Source organism: Mucilaginibacter sp. PAMB04274 (genome assembly GCF_039634385.2).
GTDB lineage: Bacteria > Bacteroidota > Bacteroidia > Sphingobacteriales > Sphingobacteriaceae > Mucilaginibacter.
In genome coordinates this window covers 5,476,386-5,494,630 of the sequence record NZ_CP155081.2, presented here as the reverse complement: position 1 = coordinate 5,494,630, position 18,245 = coordinate 5,476,386, and the positions used below count along the sequence as shown (strand labels likewise).

General features: G+C 42.6%; 17 protein-coding genes. 8 read left to right on the top strand and 9 right to left on the bottom strand.

Annotated elements, in window-relative coordinates:
* Positions 1-52: 52 nt before the first annotated feature.
* Positions 53-1,759: a sodium:solute symporter gene (locus ABDD95_RS23435; RefSeq protein WP_345949797.1), complete on the top strand. Its 1,707-nt coding sequence runs from the start codon at positions 53-55 to the stop codon at positions 1,757-1,759.
* A 21-nt stretch (positions 1,760-1,780) separates the two neighbouring features.
* Here the strand turns inward: ABDD95_RS23435 and ABDD95_RS23430 are convergent, their stop codons facing one another.
* From ABDD95_RS23430 to ABDD95_RS23420, 3 genes are all read right to left on the bottom strand, one after another.
* Positions 1,781-2,626, bottom strand: coding sequence for a DUF2911 domain-containing protein (locus ABDD95_RS23430; RefSeq protein ID WP_345949796.1), 846 nt, complete (start codon positions 2,624-2,626; stop codon positions 1,781-1,783).
* Between the two features lie 368 nt (positions 2,627-2,994).
* Entirely contained in the window at positions 2,995-3,495 is a 501-nt protein-coding gene (locus ABDD95_RS23425) for a hypothetical protein (protein ID WP_345949795.1), read from the bottom strand.
* A complete protein-coding gene (locus ABDD95_RS23420) occupies positions 3,492-4,073 on the bottom strand; it encodes a sigma-70 family RNA polymerase sigma factor (RefSeq protein WP_345949794.1) in 582 nt (193 codons plus the stop codon). The genes ABDD95_RS23425 and ABDD95_RS23420 overlap by 4 nt, the downstream gene beginning before the upstream one ends.
* A gap of 293 nt (positions 4,074-4,366) precedes the next feature.
* Between ABDD95_RS23420 and ABDD95_RS23415 the strand changes: the two genes are divergently transcribed.
* On the top strand, positions 4,367-4,750 hold the full coding sequence (locus ABDD95_RS23415) for a DUF6249 domain-containing protein (RefSeq protein ID WP_345949793.1): 384 nt from the start codon (positions 4,367-4,369) through the stop codon (positions 4,748-4,750).
* A gap of 66 nt (positions 4,751-4,816) precedes the next feature.
* Here ABDD95_RS23415 and ABDD95_RS23410 read toward each other — a convergent pair whose 3' ends face one another.
* Both ABDD95_RS23410 and ABDD95_RS23405 read right to left on the bottom strand, forming a co-directional pair.
* Entirely contained in the window at positions 4,817-5,332 is a 516-nt protein-coding gene (locus tag ABDD95_RS23410; protein WP_345949792.1) for a DinB family protein, read from the bottom strand.
* The gene (locus tag ABDD95_RS23405) at positions 5,322-6,548 is read right to left on the bottom strand and encodes a HAMP domain-containing sensor histidine kinase (RefSeq protein WP_345949791.1); all 1,227 of its coding nucleotides are present in this window, start codon (positions 6,546-6,548) and stop codon (positions 5,322-5,324) included. Before ABDD95_RS23405 ends, ABDD95_RS23410 begins: the two co-directional genes overlap by 11 nt.
* Before the next feature lie 220 nt (positions 6,549-6,768).
* Between ABDD95_RS23405 and gltX the strand changes: the two genes are divergently transcribed.
* Positions 6,769-8,289: a glutamate--tRNA ligase gene (gene gltX / locus ABDD95_RS23400; RefSeq protein WP_345949790.1), complete on the top strand. Its 1,521-nt coding sequence runs from the start codon at positions 6,769-6,771 to the stop codon at positions 8,287-8,289.
* Positions 8,290-8,396: 107 nt separating this feature from the next.
* Here gltX and ABDD95_RS23395 read toward each other — a convergent pair whose 3' ends face one another.
* Complete coding sequence (locus ABDD95_RS23395; RefSeq protein WP_345949789.1) at positions 8,397-10,844, bottom strand: PIG-L family deacetylase; 2,448 nt, start codon at positions 10,842-10,844, stop codon at positions 8,397-8,399.
* A 192-nt stretch (positions 10,845-11,036) separates the two neighbouring features.
* Here ABDD95_RS23395 and ABDD95_RS23390 point away from each other — a divergent pair, with 192 nt between their 5' ends.
* The 4 genes from ABDD95_RS23390 to ABDD95_RS23375 are packed head-to-tail and all read left to right on the top strand — an operon-like array spanning position 11,037 to position 15,686.
* Entirely contained in the window at positions 11,037-11,684 is a 648-nt protein-coding gene (locus tag ABDD95_RS23390; RefSeq protein ID WP_345949788.1) for a TetR/AcrR family transcriptional regulator, read from the top strand.
* Positions 11,668-13,041: a TolC family protein gene (locus ABDD95_RS23385; RefSeq protein WP_345949787.1), complete on the top strand. Its 1,374-nt coding sequence runs from the start codon at positions 11,668-11,670 to the stop codon at positions 13,039-13,041. The genes ABDD95_RS23390 and ABDD95_RS23385 overlap by 17 nt, the downstream gene beginning before the upstream one ends.
* A 29-nt stretch (positions 13,042-13,070) precedes the next feature.
* Positions 13,071-14,132: an HlyD family secretion protein gene (locus ABDD95_RS23380; RefSeq protein ID WP_345949786.1), complete on the top strand. Its 1,062-nt coding sequence runs from the start codon at positions 13,071-13,073 to the stop codon at positions 14,130-14,132.
* A 6-nt stretch (positions 14,133-14,138) separates the two neighbouring features.
* A complete protein-coding gene (locus ABDD95_RS23375) occupies positions 14,139-15,686 on the top strand; it encodes a DHA2 family efflux MFS transporter permease subunit (RefSeq protein WP_345949785.1) in 1,548 nt (515 codons plus the stop codon).
* 237 nt (positions 15,687-15,923) lie between these two features.
* Here ABDD95_RS23375 and ABDD95_RS23370 read toward each other — a convergent pair whose 3' ends face one another.
* The gene (locus tag ABDD95_RS23370; protein WP_345949784.1) at positions 15,924-16,508 is read right to left on the bottom strand and encodes a carboxymuconolactone decarboxylase family protein; all 585 of its coding nucleotides are present in this window, start codon (positions 16,506-16,508) and stop codon (positions 15,924-15,926) included.
* A 75-nt stretch (positions 16,509-16,583) separates the two neighbouring features.
* The gene (locus tag ABDD95_RS23365) at positions 16,584-17,129 is read right to left on the bottom strand and encodes a peroxiredoxin (protein ID WP_345949783.1); all 546 of its coding nucleotides are present in this window, start codon (positions 17,127-17,129) and stop codon (positions 16,584-16,586) included.
* A 155-nt stretch (positions 17,130-17,284) separates the two neighbouring features.
* On the opposite strand from ABDD95_RS23365, the gene ABDD95_RS23360 reads away from it, so the two are divergent.
* Positions 17,285-17,788, top strand: coding sequence for a hypothetical protein (locus ABDD95_RS23360; RefSeq protein ID WP_345949782.1), 504 nt, complete (start codon positions 17,285-17,287; stop codon positions 17,786-17,788).
* 185 nt (positions 17,789-17,973) lie between these two features.
* Here ABDD95_RS23360 and ABDD95_RS23355 read toward each other — a convergent pair whose 3' ends face one another.
* Entirely contained in the window at positions 17,974-18,156 is a 183-nt protein-coding gene (locus ABDD95_RS23355) for a hypothetical protein (RefSeq protein ID WP_345949781.1), read from the bottom strand.
* Between the last annotated feature and the right edge of the window lie 89 nt (positions 18,157-18,245).

Here is an 18,245-nt window from a genome sequence, read left to right as displayed (position 1 = left end):
TATGGCTGGTTCTTTTAATTTTTGTATTTTGGCTCGTTACTATTAGTTTTAAATGAGCCTTACCGATTGGATTGTTTTAGCTGTTACCTTGTCTGTAATAATTACTTACGGCATTTATAAAAGCAGGGGAAGCAAAAATCTGGATCAGTACCTGGTAGGCGGCCGCTCGCTGCCGTGGTACCACATCGGTTTATCGGTTATGGCCACACAGGCCAGTGCTATTACCTTTCTTTCGGCACCGGGTCTGGCTTATTCAGACGGGATGCGCTTTGTGCAGTTTTACTTTGGTCTGCCCCTGGCCATGATTGTGCTCTGTATCACTTTCGTTCCCATTTTTCATCGGTTAAAAGTTTACACCGCCTACGAGTTTCTGGAGCAGCGCTTTGATTTGAAAACCCGTGCTTTAACTGCTTTTTTGTTTTTATTGCAACGCGGCTTGTCGACAGGAATTACCATATATGCGCCCTCTATAATTTTATCAGCGATCCTTCAAATTAATGTGGTTTATACTACACTGTTTATTGGTACGCTGGTTATTGTATATACGGTTTACGGAGGAACTAAGGCGGTTTCTTACACGCAAATGCTGCAAATGAGCATCATATTTGCCGGCATGTTTTTAGCCGGGGTGACAGTAGTAATGTTACTGCCAGATGGTGTTGGATTTAAAAACTCGCTGCAACTGGCAGGCAAACTTGGCCGCATGAACGTAATTGATTGGCGTTTTGATCCTAAAAATCAGTACAGTGTTTGGAGCGGTTTAGTAGGTGGATTCTTTTTGCAGTTATCTTATTTCGGTACAGACCAAAGCCAGGTTGGGCGTTACTTAACGGGCAGTTCGGCGGGGCAAAGCCGCATTGGCTTGCTCATGAACGGCCTCATTAAAATACCGATGCAATTTCTGATACTGCTTATTGGGATACTGGTGTTTGCATTTTATCAGTTTACACAGCCGCCCATGTTTTTTAACCGTAACGAGGTTGAACAAATAAAGACCAGCCGCTACGCTGTGCAATACCAACGGCTGGAAACTCAATATGCCCAGGCATTTAAAAGTAAAAAGGAGAAGAGTGAAGCTTTGTTAAATGCTTTAGATAGCAAGGATAAAAAGGGGATAGATGCTGCCCAAAGCAGGCTGCAACAAGCCACCACCGAGGCCGATACGCTGCGAAAACAAGGTATTGCTTTAATGAAGCAAAACAATGCCCTGGCCGATGTGAATGATACCAACTACGTTTTCCTGAATTTTGTAACGCATTATTTGCCTAAAGGGTTAATCGGCTTGCTGATCGCTATTGTGTTCCTGGCCTCTATGGGATCAACAGCCAGTGCGCTTAATTCACTGGCATCGACCACTGTGGTTGATATTTATAAACGGGTGATTAATAAAAATGCCAGCGATAAGAGCTATGTAACCGCCTCGCGTTGGGCTACAGTTTTTTGGGGTGTTATTTGCTTAATTATGGCGCTGTACGCCGGGCAGTTAGGCAACCTGCTCGAGGCGGTTAATAAGCTGGGTTCATACATTTATGGCGTTATATTGGGCGTGTTTGTGGTTGCCTTTTACCTGAAACATATTAAAGGCAGTGCCGTCTTCTTAGCAGCAATACTGGCCGAAGCCGTTGTAGTATACGTAGGGTATACTGATAAAGTAGCTTATTTATGGCTTAATGCCTTGGGCTGCATTGCATTGGTGTTAATAGCACTGGTTGTCAATCCGTTCTTAAACAAAAAGCCCGACACTAAGGCCGGGCTTTGATGTATTTCTTAAGGCAAAGAATTATCCCTTCGCTTGTTTTATAACTCCTTCGTTTAAACGAATGTATTCATCATTCTTTTCTTCTCTTGCCAGGCGTGCACCTTCTTCAGCTGTGGCAATAGCCGCAGCCTTGTTTCCCATTTTCAATTGAATACGCGCCTTCCATAATTTGTAATAAGGGGCTTTTGGCGCTGTTTTTTCAGCTTCGGTAATCCACTCCAAGGCCTTATTTAAATCTTTACCGTTTTCGTAGTAATACTGTACAGCAGCAAAATAAGGCTTCTTTTCGCCCTTCATGGCGGTTTCAATACCGGCCATAACCCGGCTATCAATATCGGTTGCTAAATGCAAATTGATAGCAGTACGTTCCCACATTAATTGCAATTCGGCGGTGGTTGGTAAAACATTAGCAAATTGCATGGTAAAAGTTTCAACAGGTGCGGCAGTTTTGGCAGCTTTTACTTTAAAACGTAAAAAGTCATCGGCCTGCTTATATTCATAAGCGCCCCATTGTTTAGTGGTTTTGTTCAGGATGATGGTCCACTCATTGGCATCAGGAATCGAAAAAAGGGCATATTCGCCGGCCGGCACTTTGTTGCCCTCAATCGTAACGTCATCGGTAAAGGTAATTACGGTGGCATTGTTTGCGCCGGTACGCCAAACTTTACCATATGGCTCTAATGCGCCAAATATTTTACGGCCTTTAGTATTGGGACGCGAGTAGTTTAAAGTGATCTTGCCTAAGCCAAATTCTTGTACAAGGGTTTGTGCCGAACTGGCTTGTGGCATTTTAAAGCCCTGTGCCTGGGCAGAAAAGGTGCTGCCTGCTATTATAACAGCTAAAATTAAGATGTAAATTTTTTTCATGATGATCTATAATTAGATGCACCAAAGGTATAAATAGTTACGACGAAACTTATTGACCAGAGAAAAGTAATATGATCGAGAAGTAGTTAAAGAAAGTGAAAAGTGGCTATAAATAAAAAGCCCCCCAGTCTTGCACCGGGGGACTTTCAACCTAAACCTTATCACAATTAAATTGGTAAGTTTACCAATTCATATATACTAACACAATTGTTGTACCAAAAATTGTGTTAGAACACATATTTTTATAAAATTTCTTTTCGGCTGATTTTCAAATAGAGTGAGTTAATGAAGATAGTTTGTTTTCATGACAAGCTATCAGGGATGACAGACACTAATGTTCAGCATTGTGTACAAAAGTGTCAGTTTTTTTAAGCTTGTTGTGTATTATGACGTTTGCGCAGGTAACCGTCAAATAAAAACAGGGCTAACACCACATCAAAAAACAGAAATGCCTTTAAAGCCGGCCCGCTAAAATAGTGCTCAATTTCGGGCAGTTTGGCGCTTGCAGGCAATTGAAAGCCATTATTGCTACTAATGCTCCAATCGGTATTAACCAGGGCGATGCCTAATAAAGCTACAATGGTTAATATAAAAAATGCGGCAATGCCTTTAATAATGCGTGTATCAATTGTGGCTTTTAATGGCTTGCTGGCCTCTTCGGTGCGTATGCCTTCCATTACTTTATAGGTGAAGGCCATGGGCGGCATCTCCAGTTCTATGCTTTGCAGCTCCTGGTTAAATGCCAGTATCTCCTCATATTTCTGCCGGTAAATTTCATCTGTGGCAATAAGCCTGGCGATGTCCTCGTGCTCTTTTGGTGAGCAAGAACCGTCCATAAAATTCCACAGTTTTTCCTCAATGTTGTTCATATCAGTTCCTTAACTTCATGCTTTAAATTACGCTCAAGCTTCTCTTTCAAACGCTGGCGTGCTCTAAATAGTTTCACTTTAACATTGTTAGGCTCAATGCCTAAAGTTACAGCAATTTCTTCTAATGACTGCTCGCCTTTATAAAATAAGGTGACGATCATGGCGTCATCGGCCGATAACTGTTCAATGGCCTGGTTCACATAAAACGACCGTGATTTATTTTCGGCCATGTTGTTTTCTAACCCGCTGCTGTGGTTCTCAACCTGTATATGATTGGTTTCATCATCAATAGATGAAGTATCCAACCGTCTCTTGCGCAAAAATGTCATGGCCGTGGTATATACAATACTGTATAGCCACGTACTGAACTTGCTGTTACCTGCGAAGTTTTGCAATGAACGATAAGCCTTAATGAAACTATCCTGTGCTACCTCCTCGGCATCTTCGCGGGTTTTGGTAAAACGCACAGCCAGCGTGAATACAAACCTCTGATGCCGTTTAACCAAATGCGCATAAGCCGATTGGTCGCCCGCGAGGGTTTGTTCAATTAGTTCTATATCTGAAAGCTTGCTTTGCATTTTATAATAACTATGACCACAGTAATTGAAACCAGGTTACAGCGTTTAGCAATAAAATTATAAAAATAAGCGGAGTGCCCAACTTCCTATTGTTGGTGGCAAGCATTAGTTATATATATATGAGGTGTACAAAATGTTGTACTAGCCTGTCCATTTGGTAACCTGTTACCTTTTTTTAAAAAAAAGTAAGATAAACCTGTAACCTGCTTACAAAACGTGTGGTCATAGCTTACAAATCACCGCAGTTGGTGAGGCGTTCGATAACAAATCAATAACTTTAAAAATTAAATAACATGGAAGGCGCACAATTATTAGTACCCATCTTAGTACCACTTGGCTTATTTGCTATGATCTTTGGAATTGTATACTTACAGAAACGTGAAAAAATGGCCATGATTGAGCGTGGTATGGATCCACGCCGGTATAAACCACAATCGGCTCCGTTTCAGAACCTTAAATGGGGTTTACTGCTTATAGGTGCAGGTTCGGGTTTGTTTTTAGCTTATGTACTTGATGCAACCGTTTTTGCCCGCATGAAAGATAATGAAGCCGTTTACTTTGGTTTGATAGCCATGTTTGGCGGCCTGGGCCTTTTCTTATCTTATCGTATCGAAAAGAAAGAAACCATTGATAAAGAAGCCCCAGCTGCTTATATTCACGAGAAAGACGTGGTATAAATATAAAAAGCAAAGCGCACTTATCACAAAAAAGCATCTTCTGTAAACGGAGAGGCTTTTTGCTGTTTACAGGTAACGTTGTTTAATAATGTCCAGGTGGTGCAACTCGTGGCCGGCGGTAATGTATAGCAGCGCTCTAACTGAAACCGTTTGGCCACTGGCCGTACCGTTGTATAATAGTTGTTCATCCGTAACAGACCTGAACAGAAACAAATTGGCTTCTCTTAACGCCCTAAACTCGGCAGCTAAGTTGGCCAACATTCTCGTATGTAACGATGCCTTCTCTACATAACCATTCTCATCAAAACCTGGCAAAGGGTTCTGGTCCTGTCGCGAGAAGCATAGAATACGATAAGCGAATACCCGCTCGGCATCAATCATATGGCTCAACAGTTGTTTAATGGTCCACTTGCCTGCTGCATAAGCGTAGTTTTCCTTTTCGGCAGGCAGCGCTGTAAAAAACTGATAGGTACTTTCCTTTAATTGCGTAAGCGTTTGCAGAACATCACTGTGCGCTGTAGCCTTCTCTACATAGCCGGCATAAAACGGCGCGTACTCGCCAGGCTCAGGCTTAATTATCATCTTCTATATTTTTAAGTACAATTCTGAAAGTAGTGCCTTTGCCCAGTTCAGAGTCTTTAACAAAAATTTGCCCGTTATGATAATTTTCTACCATGCGCTTGGTAAGCGAAAGTCCCAGGCCCCAGCCACGTTTACGTGTGGTGTAGCCCGGCCTAAAAACGGTAACAAATTTTGAACGGGGTATACCTTTGCCTGTATCGGTTACGTCAATATAAATATGGCTTCGTGTTTTGCTGGCCATAACATCTATCTTAATGCTGCCAGGGGCTTCTATAGCATTTACTGCATTTTTTAACAGGTTTTCAATCACCCAATCAAACAGCGGCACGTTAATGCCGGCTTTAAGGTAGCGATCGCCGTTAAGCTCAAAGCTGATCTTGTCAGACACGCGAACTTTAAAGTAATCCACAAAATCTTTTACCACCTCGTAAACGGAATGGGGCTCGAGCACCGGTTTTGAGCCAATTTTAGAAAAACGGTCGGCAACCACTTCCAGCCGTTTTACATCATTGGCCATTTCGTTTATCAGCGTATCATTTTCTGCATCAAATTTGTCTTTTAACAACTCTATCCATGCCAGCAATGATGAGATGGGCGTTCCCAACTGATGGGCCGTTTCTTTTGCCAAACCCACCCAAACCTGGTTCTGTTCAGACTTGCGCGATGAACTGAAGGCAGAGTAAGCCACCATTAAAAATATAGCAATAATGGTGAGCTGTATATAAGGGAATACCCGTAGCTGGGTTAATAAAGGAGAGTCTTTATAATATACCAGCCAATAACTATTATTGAAGCCCGGTACGTTAATTTTAATAGGCTCGTGTTGCGATTTCATTGTAGCCAGCTCATTTTCAAAATAGGCTGGATCATATACGGGCTGTTTCTTTTTATCCACACCGGGCTCAGGCGGCATCTCTATAAAGGTTTTTGTTGAGTCTAAACCACGCTGAAATTTAAAGTCGCCTTTTTCATCGGTTATCAGAGCAGGTACGGTTAGGCTGTCACGCACCAGAAAAACGTAATTGAGCTGATCTTCATCTACTGTAGAAAAAACCTGTTTCATGGTTTGTGCCCATACTTGAGCACGGGTACGTTCAGACTTGGCTATGTTTTTAACCAGATATTTGGTGTACAGCAACGAACTGCCGGCTATAATTACGGCAAAAAAAAGTAAAAGGTATTTCCAGCGTTTTTTGCGTTGGTAGGGGTTGCTCATAAACTGCTCAAATATAGTGAGTGGATGAGTGAATGAGTGGGTGGATGAAAGTTTTTGCGCATATCAAAGTACTAAATAAGTGCAAAAACGTTCATCCTGTTTTACTATGACTAATTATTGGCGTTAATTATATACTAATTGGCGCATTAATCAGGTAATTGCCAGGTAATAACTATACACTCATTCTCTCATTCACTGCTCCACTCACTATATTTGCGGCATGTTAAATCCAAATGTAAGAGTGCGCTTTGCGCCCAGCCCAACTGGTGGTTTGCACCTGGGTGGTGTGCGTACCGTGCTGTTTAATTACCTGTTTGCTAAAAAGCATAACGGAACATTTATACTGAGAATAGAAGACACTGACCAAAACCGCTATGTGGAAGGTGCCGAAGAATATATTATAGAGTGCTTAAAATGGTGCGGACTGAATGCAGATGAAAGTCCGGTTGTTGGTGGTCCGTTTGCCCCATACCGCCAAAGTGAGCGCAAGGCGCTTTACCGCGAGTACGCCGAAAAACTGGTAATGCATGGCCATGCTTATTATGCATTTGATACGCCCGAAGAATTGGAACAAAAGCGTAAGGATGTGCCTAACTTTCAGTATGGAATGGCACACCGTAATGAAATGCGTAATTCGCTATCACTGCCTGAGCATGAAGTAGATCAGTTGCTTGATGCCGGCACGCCGCATGTAATCCGTATTAAAATGCCGGAGGATGAAACCATATCCTTTAACGACATGATACGCGGTTATGTGTCTTTTGACACCAATACTGTTGATGATAAAGTATTGTTAAAGGCCGATGGTATGCCTACATACCATTTAGCCGTGGTGGTCGACGATTTTTTAATGCAGATATCGCACGCTTTCAGGGGTGAGGAGTGGCTGCCATCGGCTCCGGTTCACATGCTGTTGTGGGAATACCTGGGTTGGAAGGACAGCATGCCGCAATGGGCACATTTACCACTTATTCTTAAACCAGACGGCCATGGTAAACTGAGCAAACGCGATGGCGCGCGCTTAGGCTTCCCCGTATATGCCATGACCTGGGATGATGCTAAAAGCGGCGAACAAACAGAAGGCTTCCGCGAGATTGGCTTTTTGCCCGAAGCATTTATAAACCTGCTGGCGATGCTCGGCTGGAACGATGGTACCGATCAGGAAATTTTTTCACTGGATGAATTGGTTGAAAAATTTTCGATGGAGCGCATTAGCAAAGCAGGCGCTAAATTTGACTTTGAAAAAGCCAAGTGGTACAACGCCGAGTGGATCAAAAAGCTGGATGCCGAAAGATTAATAAAAGAAACCAAGGCCGTTTTAACTGCCAAAGGTGTTACTGTTACCGATGACAGCTATCTGCAAACGGTAACCGAACTGGTTAAAGACCGTTTGGTATTGCTAACCGATATATATGAGCATGCCTGGTACTTTTTTAAACAACCCGATGAGTATGACCTTAATTCTGTAAAGCCAAAATGGAATGAAGCTAAAACCGAATTTTTCCAAACATTAATTACCCAATTACAGCAAACTGCTGATTGGAATGCTATTGATTTGGAAAATAACTTTAAACTGCTGCTAACTGAGAAAGGCTTAAAGCCAGGTGACGCCATGCTACCTTTTCGTATTATGCTGGTTGGCGGCAAGTTTGGCCCACATGTTTTTGATATTGCCGCCGCGTTAGGCAAAGACGAGGTTATTGCCAGAATAGAAAAAGGGTTGGCCGCTTTTACGGCCTAACCGCCGTAAAAGCCCTCCCTTTAAGGGAGGGCTTTTATAAAAAGGCATCATTATAAATTTTGAGGTGAAAACGGTTTTATAATTGGATATTATCCTGGCTCTTAACGCTATCGTAAAGGTTTACTCAGCAAATTTACAAATAGCCGGTAGGCGCCCGGTACACCAGCAGGCAACTGACGAAAGAAAGCCAACGAAGTATAAACGAACCTACCCTTGCCAAAGTTGGCCGTAATTAAAGATCCTTTCTTGCTGGATTCACCAGCATCGTTCATTTCAAAAGTGGCCTGGTACTCTGGTGCAATATCACTTACAAAATATAAGCCGCGCTCCTGTACCCAGCCATCAAAATCGGCCTGTGTAATTTTGTTGGGATAGTTTAGCAAAGGGCTTTGCGCGTTGGTAAATGTTACTTTAGCAAGCTCGTCGGTTACGCGCTCATTAACCACCCGGAAAGGGTAGGGGCCAATTTGCTGCACTACAAGTCCGGCAAAATTGTTGTATTGCACTACCAGGTTGCCTCCATTTTTAACATATTCCATTAACTTGGGCTGTTCATAAGCCAGGCGTGCATCAACATTGTAGGCACGCACACCGGTTACTATGGCATCATAAACTGACAGGTCAGTATTCATGATCTCACCCTCGGTTAATAAATGCACTTCATAACCAATTTGGCGTAACGCATCTGGTACAAAATCACCTGCACCTGTAATGTAGCCTATCTTTTTGCCGGCAGTTTTCAAATCGAGATTAACCAGCCTGGTCTGTGCTGGTGGGAAAAGGGTAATGTTAGGAATATGCTCGTATTGTATATGCTGTATTCCGTTGATGTAAATTTGCGCACCTGCAGTTACCTGCACTTCGGCTACGCTACTCTTAGCATTTGGTGCCGGCGTTACGGTAAAATCAGCCGTCCATTCGTCGCCTTTGCGTTTGTCTTTAAAATCAATTGAAGACGGGCTTATTTGCCAGCCCCCAACCGGTTTAATAGAAATGCGGCCCGTGGTAAGTTTAAAACTTTTTAACTTAAGTTGAAGCGTTTGCGGCTTACCGGCGCTAAATACTAAAGCCTTGCTTTCAATGGTAGCAGTTACTGGCGGCGCTATCTCCACCGGCTGGTAAACCTCACCACGTACCGGATCCACATATTTGTAGGCCAATTGGCGCTCATAGCGCAATAGTTTACCTTCAATAATAAAATCATAGTTGATCTTTAGCGCATCCGGATTTTCAGGATTTCCGGCAAGGGTATCATTCGGTAAAGTATAAGCACCAATACCATGCGGCCCATTGAGCCAGTAAGGTTGTGTTATTTTGTTAGCATAGCTATGCGATGTGAACTGCTGAAGCTGATTAGCCGGCAAAGACTGGCCACCGTTGGCAAAATTTTGTGTACTGATGCCTGCAAGCCTTACTTTATCACTATAGCGGTTTAAAACTTGAGACCTCACAGTTATGCTATCACCAAGCGCATAAGTAGCTTCAGTAGCATAGCTTTCAAACCATAGACCGGCACAAGCAGCAATCAGATCGTCCAGCTCTCTCAACTTTTGGGTACGCCAGTAAACATCGGTTACTTTTTCAATCTTATTGCGGAGTTGAATAAGTGCAGGAACAGATTTTTCCGGATTTTCACTGTCATAATTTTTGCCTACAGTGGTAATGTTATTAGCAATGTCATCGCCGTTTTTAACCCGTTTCCAATTGGTGGCAACCCCGTCAAGCAGGTCGGTTTGCGGAGCCTCACCCAAAAGGTTTTTAAAGTACTCGAACGATTGGCCCCTTTGTTTGGCCGTGCCAAAGCCCTGCGATTTATGATTGGAACGGCTCTCGGCTGCAATTTCGCCATAGCCTTTGCCCAGCACTGGGTTATAAACGCCAACGTCAATCTTAAACTGATCGGCAGCGGTGGTATTGGTGCTGCCAAAATTAAAGGTATTCCACAGCAGGCGCTTGGCCTGCCATGGTTGTACATACTTTAATTGCTCGGGGTAACGTTTAGGGTCGGCCGCCGCAGTAAAAGCTTCCTGCGCTAAAATAGCCGACGACGTATGATGCCCGTGGCCGCCCTCACCGGTTGTTGGGAAACGGCATATCATTACATCGGGTTTAAACCGGCGTATTACCCAAACCATATCGCCTAAAACTTTGTCGCGGTCCCAAAATCTCAGGGTTTCTTCCGGTCCTTTCGAAAATCCGAAATCATTGGCACGCGTAAAAAACTGTTCGGCACCGTCAACACGGCGTGCTGCTAACAGCTCTTGTGTTCTAATTAAGCCTAATAGTTCGGCTTGTTCGTTACCGATCAGGTTTTGGCCACCGTCGCCGCGGGTAAGAGCCAGGTAGCCGGTACGATAACCTTTTTCGCGTGCCAGATAAGCTAGCAGGCGGGTGTTCTCATCATCGGGGTGAGCTGCAACGTACAGCACGCTACCCAGTACACTCAGCTTTTTAAAACTTTGCTTTATGGTGGCTATATCGGTAGGTGGAGCGGTTTGCGCCTGGGCTAAGTTAATAATGAAGGGAATAGTAATAAGTAATTTAATTATTCTCATAAAAGGTTTCACTGCTTTGACCAGATGAATGTACAAATATTCAAAACAAATAAGCAAACCGGGCACTTAAGCCTTTAAAACTGAATTAATTCCGATGGTATATATATGTTGATGACAAGCATTTTACATATTCATTACATTAATTTTAAAAATTAATCAATCGTTTGATTAATTTTGCACAACGAAAAAGTAATGGAAAAGGAAAAAGTTGATAAAAAAGATCACATTCTGGATGTAGCCGAGAGGGTATTTGCAGAACATGGTTTTGACGGTGCTTCCACCCGGATGATTTCGGGTGAAGCAGGGGTGAATATGGCCATGCTTAATTATTACTTCGGTTCTAAGGAAGGGTTACTGCTTTCCATCTTCGAACGTAGAACATCGAAATTCCATAGTCTTATTAAAGGTATTGGCAATAATGAAAATACAACTTCCTGGCAAAAGGTGGAAGAATATGTAGATGCCTATATGGACAGGGTTTTTAATAATAACTGTTTTCAAAAAGTAATTTATCAGGAATTGGCTGTGAGGCGCACGGGAGAATTGTCGGATAAGATAACCGAGATGGTGATGCAGAACGTTGTTGAATTCCGAAAGATATTACACGAAGGCATTGAAAAGGGCGAATTTGGAAGAGATATTGATACCGACATGGCTGTAGCTACGGTGTTTGGCCTGAAAACCCAAATAGTTAATTCCCATCATATATCCAGCCTTATGTTAGGTTACGATACGCAGGATACGCAGAATATTCAGGAAAAATTAAAGCCCAGAATTACTACCTACCTTAAAAAACTACTAAAAGCTTATTTACTTGTTGAAAATGACAACGCTAATTAATACAACCAATCATTCACACACCCTTAAAGGGCTGCGGCCTAAACCATGGCGTTTAGGTGTTGCAGCGTTATTGTCGGCTGTGTTGTTAGGCAATACTGCCAACGCGCAAGACAGAACCATTACGCTTGACGAGGCCATTAAACTCGGCGTCGAAAACAGTAAAACACTTAAGTACTCGCAATCGAAAATTGATAGGGCGGTATCACAGTATAACCAGGCTAAAGACCAGGCATTGCCAACAGGTTCGGCCAGCTTTATGTATAGCCGCGCACAAATTCCAGCCAATAAGTTGGACTTGGGCCCCGATCAATCATTCAGCCTGCCTAAAAGCGCCAATGCCAACTTAGGTATTGTGTCTGTTGAAGAGGTTATTTACGGTGGTGGCCGTTTGCGCTACGCTAAAGAATCAACCGATTTGCTTATACAGGTTGCCCGGTTAGATGCTGATAGAGATAAGGAGCAGATTGCTTATAACGTAGTAAACTCTTATTATAATTTATACAGGGTATTGCAAAGCAAACGCGTAGTTGAGCAAAACTTAAAATCCATTGACCAGCAAATACACCAATCACAGCGCTTTTTTGAGCAGGGCCTGGTTACCCGTAACGATGTGTTACGTTTTCAGCTACAGCGGTCGAACGTGGAGCTTAACGGCCTGGAACTGGAGAACAACCGCCAGGTTATTAATTACAGCCTGAACATTTTGTTAGGCTTGCCTGAAACTACACAGATCAATATCAACCAGCTTGATAACGCCAGTTTACAGGTAGCGCCTTTATCGGCTTACCAGGATACGGCACTGGCCGCCCGTCAGGAATTGCGGACACTGGATTTACGCACGCGTGTTGCCGAAACTAATATAAAAAATACAGAGGCCAATAAACTGCCTACGCTAGCCGCAACTGCTGGTTTATATTATGTTAATGCATCGGCTAATCCGTTTCCTAACAGTGGTAAGTTTATTACGCCGCTTACCGCCGGCTTAGCCTTATCATGGAACTTTGGTTCGTTATGGAATAACAAAAACAAGGTAGCTGAAGCTCGTATAGAGCGTGAGCAAACCATTATCGATAAAGGGATTACTACCGATAATGTTAAAAATGAGGTGAATCAAAGCTATCAGAACTATCTTACTGCGGTAAACAAGATCAAGCTGCTGGAAACCTCTATTGAGCAGGCTACCGAAAATAACCGTTTGCAAGCATCCCGGTATTCAAATGCTACAGCAACAGCTACCGAGCGTGCTGATGCCGAAACTTTACTATACCAGGCACAAATTAACCTGGAGTTAGCAAGAGCCGATGCCGGACTAGCTTACTACAATTTGCTTAAAGCAACCGGAAAACTTACTAAATAATAACTCAATACAACTCTACTATTATAACAATGGCACAAGAACAAGACATCCAACAACAGGAAAAGAAAAAGCCTAATAGGGTTATTCCTATTATATTGGGCATTATCGTAATAGCCGGATTAATTTTCGGTGTAAAAGAATATATCTACTCTACCAAACACGAAGACACCGACGATGCGCAAATTGATGCAGACATAAGCCCGGTAGTAGCCCGTGTAGGCGGTTATGTAGACAGCATTTATTTTGAAGACAACCAGCACGTTCAAAAAGGACAGGAATTGGTTAAAATTGACGACCGCGATTACAACGTGAAATTAGAGCAGGCACAAGCCGCACAACAAGGTGCAGGTGCAACTGTAGGCGTAAGCGAATCGCAGATTTATGCCACTGCAGCTAATTCAGCAAGCGCTAAGGCTCAGGTTACTTCGGCTGCTGCCCGTTTAGAGAAAATGCAAAAGGATTATGCCCGTTACGCTAATCTGATTAAAGACGGCTCTATTACGCAGCAACAATTTGATCAGGCTAAATCTGATCTGGACGTAGCCCGCGCTAACTATCAGGCAGCTGTTGACCAGTATAAAGCTGCTCAGCAACAAGTAGGCACAACCCGTAACCAGTTAAAAGTTACCAATACCGGTGTTAACCAGCGCCAGGCCGACGTTGACTTTGCCAAGTTGCAGTTAACTTATACAACCATTAAAGCTCCTGCAAGTGGTATCACTTCTAAAAAGAGCGTACAATTGGGCCAGTTGGTACAAGCAGGTCAAACTTTGTTCTCGGTAGTAAACGATAATAGCTTATATGTTACTGCTAACTTTAAAGAGACCCAGTTAGAGCACTTACGCAATGGACAAAAAGTGAAAATTGAAGTTGATGCGTTCCCTGATCTGGAATTAGAGGGCTCGGTTTATAATTTCTCGCCTGCTACAGGTGCCCGTTTCTCTCTGCTGCCTCCTGATAATGCTACTGGTAACTTTGTAAAAGTTGTACAACGTGTACCGGTTAAAATTAAAATAAACGGCAATAAAGAAACTTTAGATAAGCTGCGCGCCGGCATGAGCGTAAACGTTTCGGTTTCTATAAAAGACTAATTTATAATGGCAGAAGTAGGATTTAAAAAGTGGATCATTACCATTACGGTAATTACAGCTTCGCTACTGGAGCTGATTGATACCACCATTGTAAACGTATCCTTGCCAACGATACAAGGTAACCTGGGTGCCACGTTAGAAGACGTGGCCTGGATTACCACCGGTTATGCAGTAGCTAACGTAATCATCCTGCCTATGTCGGGCTGGTTAGGTAGCTTTTTTGGCCGTAAAAATTATTTTCTGGCCTCTATCGTCATCTTTACCATCGCCTCGTTTTTGTGCGGTAACGCTACTACACTAACCGAGCTAATCCTGTTCCGTATTTTGCAGGGTATGGCCGGTGGGGGGCTGATATCAACCTCGCAGGCGATCTTGTTAGAAACCTGGCCCCGCGAGCAAGTGGGTACAGCTACTGCCTTGTTTGGTTTAGGTGCGGTTGTTGGCCCTACAGTAGGCCCAACCATTGGTGGTTACATAACCGACCATTACTCATGGCCCTGGATATTTTATGTAAATATACCGGTAGGTATATTGGCAGCCATATTTACCATTATGTATGTAAGGCCCACCGCACCGGAGGGGCGCAATAAGCCTATCGACTGGTGGGGCATTGCATTGTTGGCCATAGCGGTTGGCAGTTTACAAACTATTTTGGAAAAGGGTGAATCGGAAGATTGGTTTGCTACACCGTACATTACAGCGCTTACAGCAACTTCAATAGTTGGCGTATTGCTGTTTATATGGCGCGAAATGAGCACCGACCACCCCATTGTGAACTTTAAGATCATGCGGCACCGGAGTTTTTCCATTGGGATGTTCACCTCTTTCATTTTGGGCTTCGGCCTGTATGGTTCGGTATTCGTGTTCCCGGTATTTTGTCAGGCATTGTTAGGCTTTTCAGCCCAGCAAACAGGGGAGTTGCTCTTCCCTGGTGGATTATTTACCATATTTATGATGCCTTTTGTGGGCAGGATGTTAAATAAAGGTGTGCCGGCGCAGTTTATGGCAACGGTTGGTATGTTCCTATTCTTTGTGTTTACCCACATGCTGAGCAACTCAACGCTGCAAACCGGCGAAAGTGATTTCTTTTGGCCGCTGGCTATACGCGGTGTAGGTATGGCGTTACTGTTCGTACCGTTAACTACACTGGCTATATCAGATCTCAAAGGCGCCGAAATTGGACAGGGTGCTGGTTTGAACAACATGATGCGCCAGTTAGGCGGTTCATTCGGTATAGCAGCATTAACTACGCTAATTCATATACGTCAGCAAGGGCATCGTAATAACTTGCTGATTAACATTAACCAGTACAACCCGGCGTTTAATGACCGGTTGCAAGGTATGATTCATAACTTCATGGCGCATGGCCGCTCGTTGATGGATGCAACCAAGATGGCTTATGCCTCAATGGAAGGAACGATTACCCGCCAGGCTATGCTTTTAACGTATGATGATGCTTATTGGCTTACCGGTTTAGTAATGTTGTTCTCTATACCGTTATTATACCTGCAGCCATTCAAAAAGAATTTGAAGCCCGCTGCAGATGTGCACTAAATAACAAAAGCCGTTCTGGAGTCAGCAGAACGGCTTTAAGTACAATTAAATTGTTTTTTGTATTACCCTTAAGGCAGTAATTTTAGAGGGTTGAATTTTAAAATTACCTTGCGCCCTAAGTGTGTTTAATCTTGCTTCTAATTTAAGGAACCCTTTAATTAAAAGCAAACTTTTTTAAATAAAAAATAAAAGGGCAGATAAATCAATTATCTGCCCTTTTATTTTAGTTGTAAATATTTAGAATATAATCTTACCAGTGGCAGTAACTAATGATGCAATACGTACCGCATCAAAAATGCGCTCTTCGGTAGTTCCTAACTTAATTAACGAATCTTCATGTGCGTTAACGCACATTTCGCAACCGTTAACAGCCGAAATAGCCAGGCTCATCAACTCAAAAAACTCTTTACCGGTTACAGGCTTCATCATTAGCTGCATGCGTATGCGTGCAGGTATCTGTGTGTATTTCTCCTTTTGTGTGAAGTGACGGAAACGGTAAAAGATGTTGTTTGATGCCAGTAATGATGCGCAGCCAGCGGCTTCACCGGTTTCTGCGGCTGTAGCTCCCTGCTCTTCAGCGTATTTAGTGAAGTATTGGGTTAACGGTTTGTTATTATTGTTTATAGCCGTACTTAAAGCAATTAAAGCGCACTCTTTGGTATTTAAATGTTCAGAAGTTAAGGTGCTGGTCAGGTTCAGCTTTAAATCGCGCAGGTAGCGTGATTCGCCTTTCTCAAGCAGCGTTAAACTTTCAGTACGGTAATCTTTGTCTACAGCAACGCTTTGCAGTAATTCTTCTATGATATCGGTGCTTTCGCTCATTTTTGTATTTAATTTAGAATGGATTAAAAACAACAATCCCCGTAATGAGATACATTACGGGGATTAATTATAGTGTTATGCAGTTAATGTTTCCTGACCTTTTTCCCAGTTACAAGGGCAAAGCTCGTCAGTTTGTAAACCGTCTAATACACGTAAAACTTCTTTAACGTTACGGCCAACGTTCAGGTCGTTAACACAAACCCAACGTACAACACCAGTAGGATCGATGATGAAAGTAGCACGGTAAGCGATTTTTTCGGTAGGCTCTAAAATACCCAGATCTTCAGCTAATGATTTTGAAGTATCAGCCAGCATTGGGAACTTCAAATCACGTAAATCATCATGATTTTTTCTCCAGGCTGCGTGTACAAACTCAGAGTCGGTAGAAGCACCGATTAAACGGGCATCGCGGTCGCGGAACTCACCGTAATTTTTGTTAAACTCAGCGATCTCAGTAGGGCAAACAAAAGTAAAGTCTTTTGGCCACCAGAACATTACAGTCCAAACGTTATCATCGTTTATCAAAAAATCAGAAGTTATGTCTTCAAACTCTTTTCCTTTTTCAATGCTAACTACAGCTTTTTTATTAAAAGAAGGAAATTTTTCACCAACTGTTATCATAATGTATCTTTTGTTAGATTTTTTACAAATATAAGGAAGATTAGTTGGTTGCAGTATTTTTTTAATTGATGTTGTATAGCTTTTGTCTATATATAAATTGATTTTTATAGTCGTCTAAAATAAATCTAAAGCTGAGTTATTTTGTTGCTTATATTATGAACGAAACGGAGTTTTTAGCGCTGAAACAACAATACAAACCTAAGAAGGTAGAGATCCTTTTTATTGCCGATGGCATGCCGGTTAACAACAGATATTTCTACCTCAAAAACTCTAGTATGTTCAGGGCGGTAAAAGACGCTTTTACGCAGGCCTTTGGCGACTTTAATTCTAATGACGGATTTTTGACGGCCTTTCAGGAAATGGGAGCCTACTTTGATAGCCTAACGGTAGAGCCTATCAAATATCTGCCACCTAAGGAGCAAACTATTGCCAGGCAAAAAGGGGTTCAGCCGCTGGCAGACAGGATTGCTGAAATGCAACCTCGCCTGGTAATCATCTCATTAAAAACGATAGAGAAGTATGCCCGGGAAGCCATTCACTTATCGGGTGTTACATCTATAGAGCATGTTGCCGTTACACCATTCCCGGTTAAAAGTATGGCGAATGTGAACAACTGCATTAACGGAATAATTACTGCGCTAAAGGCGGTAGATTGGTAGGAACAATTCAGCCAGGCTTGATCCTAAATATTATAAAGGACAGTAACGCTTCAATCGATTACGGTTCGCCCTCCCTAATAAGCTGTGAATTGTTATTATTTTATCGGTGCCCAAGATCCTAACACAAAAAAGCCCGGCTCTCAATAAGAACCGGGCAACTATGACTAACTAAACTAAAAAATATGCTAAAATAATTCTGGGCGTGATACTGGCCCGCCCTGCTCTGTTCCCATAGCACCCATTACACCAAATATGGCTGCAAACGCCAGTAGTGAGTGAATCAAATCAGTTGCATTATATACAAATACACTAACAGCCCATCCGGTAAGGCATATAGCCGCTATTAAAAAAAATAATATTCTCATCATGATAATAGCCCCCTTGTTTTTTATAGATAGATGCTCTATTGTACGGGCGTAATCTAAAACAGGTTGCTATTATTTTTAATTTTTTTGCC

Excerpts from the sequence above, each read along its gene's own strand:
- ABDD95_RS23435 (WP_345949797.1), top strand. The coding sequence starts at position 53 with ATGAGCCTTACCGATTGGATTGTTTTAGCTGTTACCTTGTCTGTAATA.
- ABDD95_RS23430 (WP_345949796.1), bottom strand. The coding sequence starts at position 2,626 with ATGAAAAAAATTTACATCTTAATTTTAGCTGTTATAATAGCAGGCAGC.
- ABDD95_RS23425 (WP_345949795.1), bottom strand. The coding sequence starts at position 3,495 with ATGAACAACATTGAGGAAAAACTGTGGAATTTTATGGACGGTTCTTGC.
- ABDD95_RS23420 (WP_345949794.1), bottom strand. The coding sequence starts at position 4,073 with ATGCAAAGCAAGCTTTCAGATATAGAACTAATTGAACAAACCCTCGCG.
- ABDD95_RS23415 (WP_345949793.1), top strand. The coding sequence starts at position 4,367 with ATGGAAGGCGCACAATTATTAGTACCCATCTTAGTACCACTTGGCTTA.
- ABDD95_RS23410 (WP_345949792.1), bottom strand. The coding sequence starts at position 5,332 with ATGATAATTAAGCCTGAGCCTGGCGAGTACGCGCCGTTTTATGCCGGC.
- ABDD95_RS23405 (WP_345949791.1), bottom strand. The coding sequence starts at position 6,548 with ATGAGCAACCCCTACCAACGCAAAAAACGCTGGAAATACCTTTTACTT.
- gltX (WP_345949790.1), top strand. The coding sequence starts at position 6,769 with ATGTTAAATCCAAATGTAAGAGTGCGCTTTGCGCCCAGCCCAACTGGT.
- ABDD95_RS23395 (WP_345949789.1), bottom strand. The coding sequence starts at position 10,844 with ATGAGAATAATTAAATTACTTATTACTATTCCCTTCATTATTAACTTA.
- ABDD95_RS23390 (WP_345949788.1), top strand. The coding sequence starts at position 11,037 with ATGGAAAAGGAAAAAGTTGATAAAAAAGATCACATTCTGGATGTAGCC.
- ABDD95_RS23385 (WP_345949787.1), top strand. The coding sequence starts at position 11,668 with ATGACAACGCTAATTAATACAACCAATCATTCACACACCCTTAAAGGG.
- ABDD95_RS23380 (WP_345949786.1), top strand. The coding sequence starts at position 13,071 with ATGGCACAAGAACAAGACATCCAACAACAGGAAAAGAAAAAGCCTAAT.
- ABDD95_RS23375 (WP_345949785.1), top strand. The coding sequence starts at position 14,139 with ATGGCAGAAGTAGGATTTAAAAAGTGGATCATTACCATTACGGTAATT.
- ABDD95_RS23370 (WP_345949784.1), bottom strand. The coding sequence starts at position 16,508 with ATGAGCGAAAGCACCGATATCATAGAAGAATTACTGCAAAGCGTTGCT.
- ABDD95_RS23365 (WP_345949783.1), bottom strand. The coding sequence starts at position 17,129 with ATGATAACAGTTGGTGAAAAATTTCCTTCTTTTAATAAAAAAGCTGTA.
- ABDD95_RS23360 (WP_345949782.1), top strand. The coding sequence starts at position 17,285 with ATGAACGAAACGGAGTTTTTAGCGCTGAAACAACAATACAAACCTAAG.
- ABDD95_RS23355 (WP_345949781.1), bottom strand. The coding sequence starts at position 18,156 with ATGATGAGAATATTATTTTTTTTAATAGCGGCTATATGCCTTACCGGA.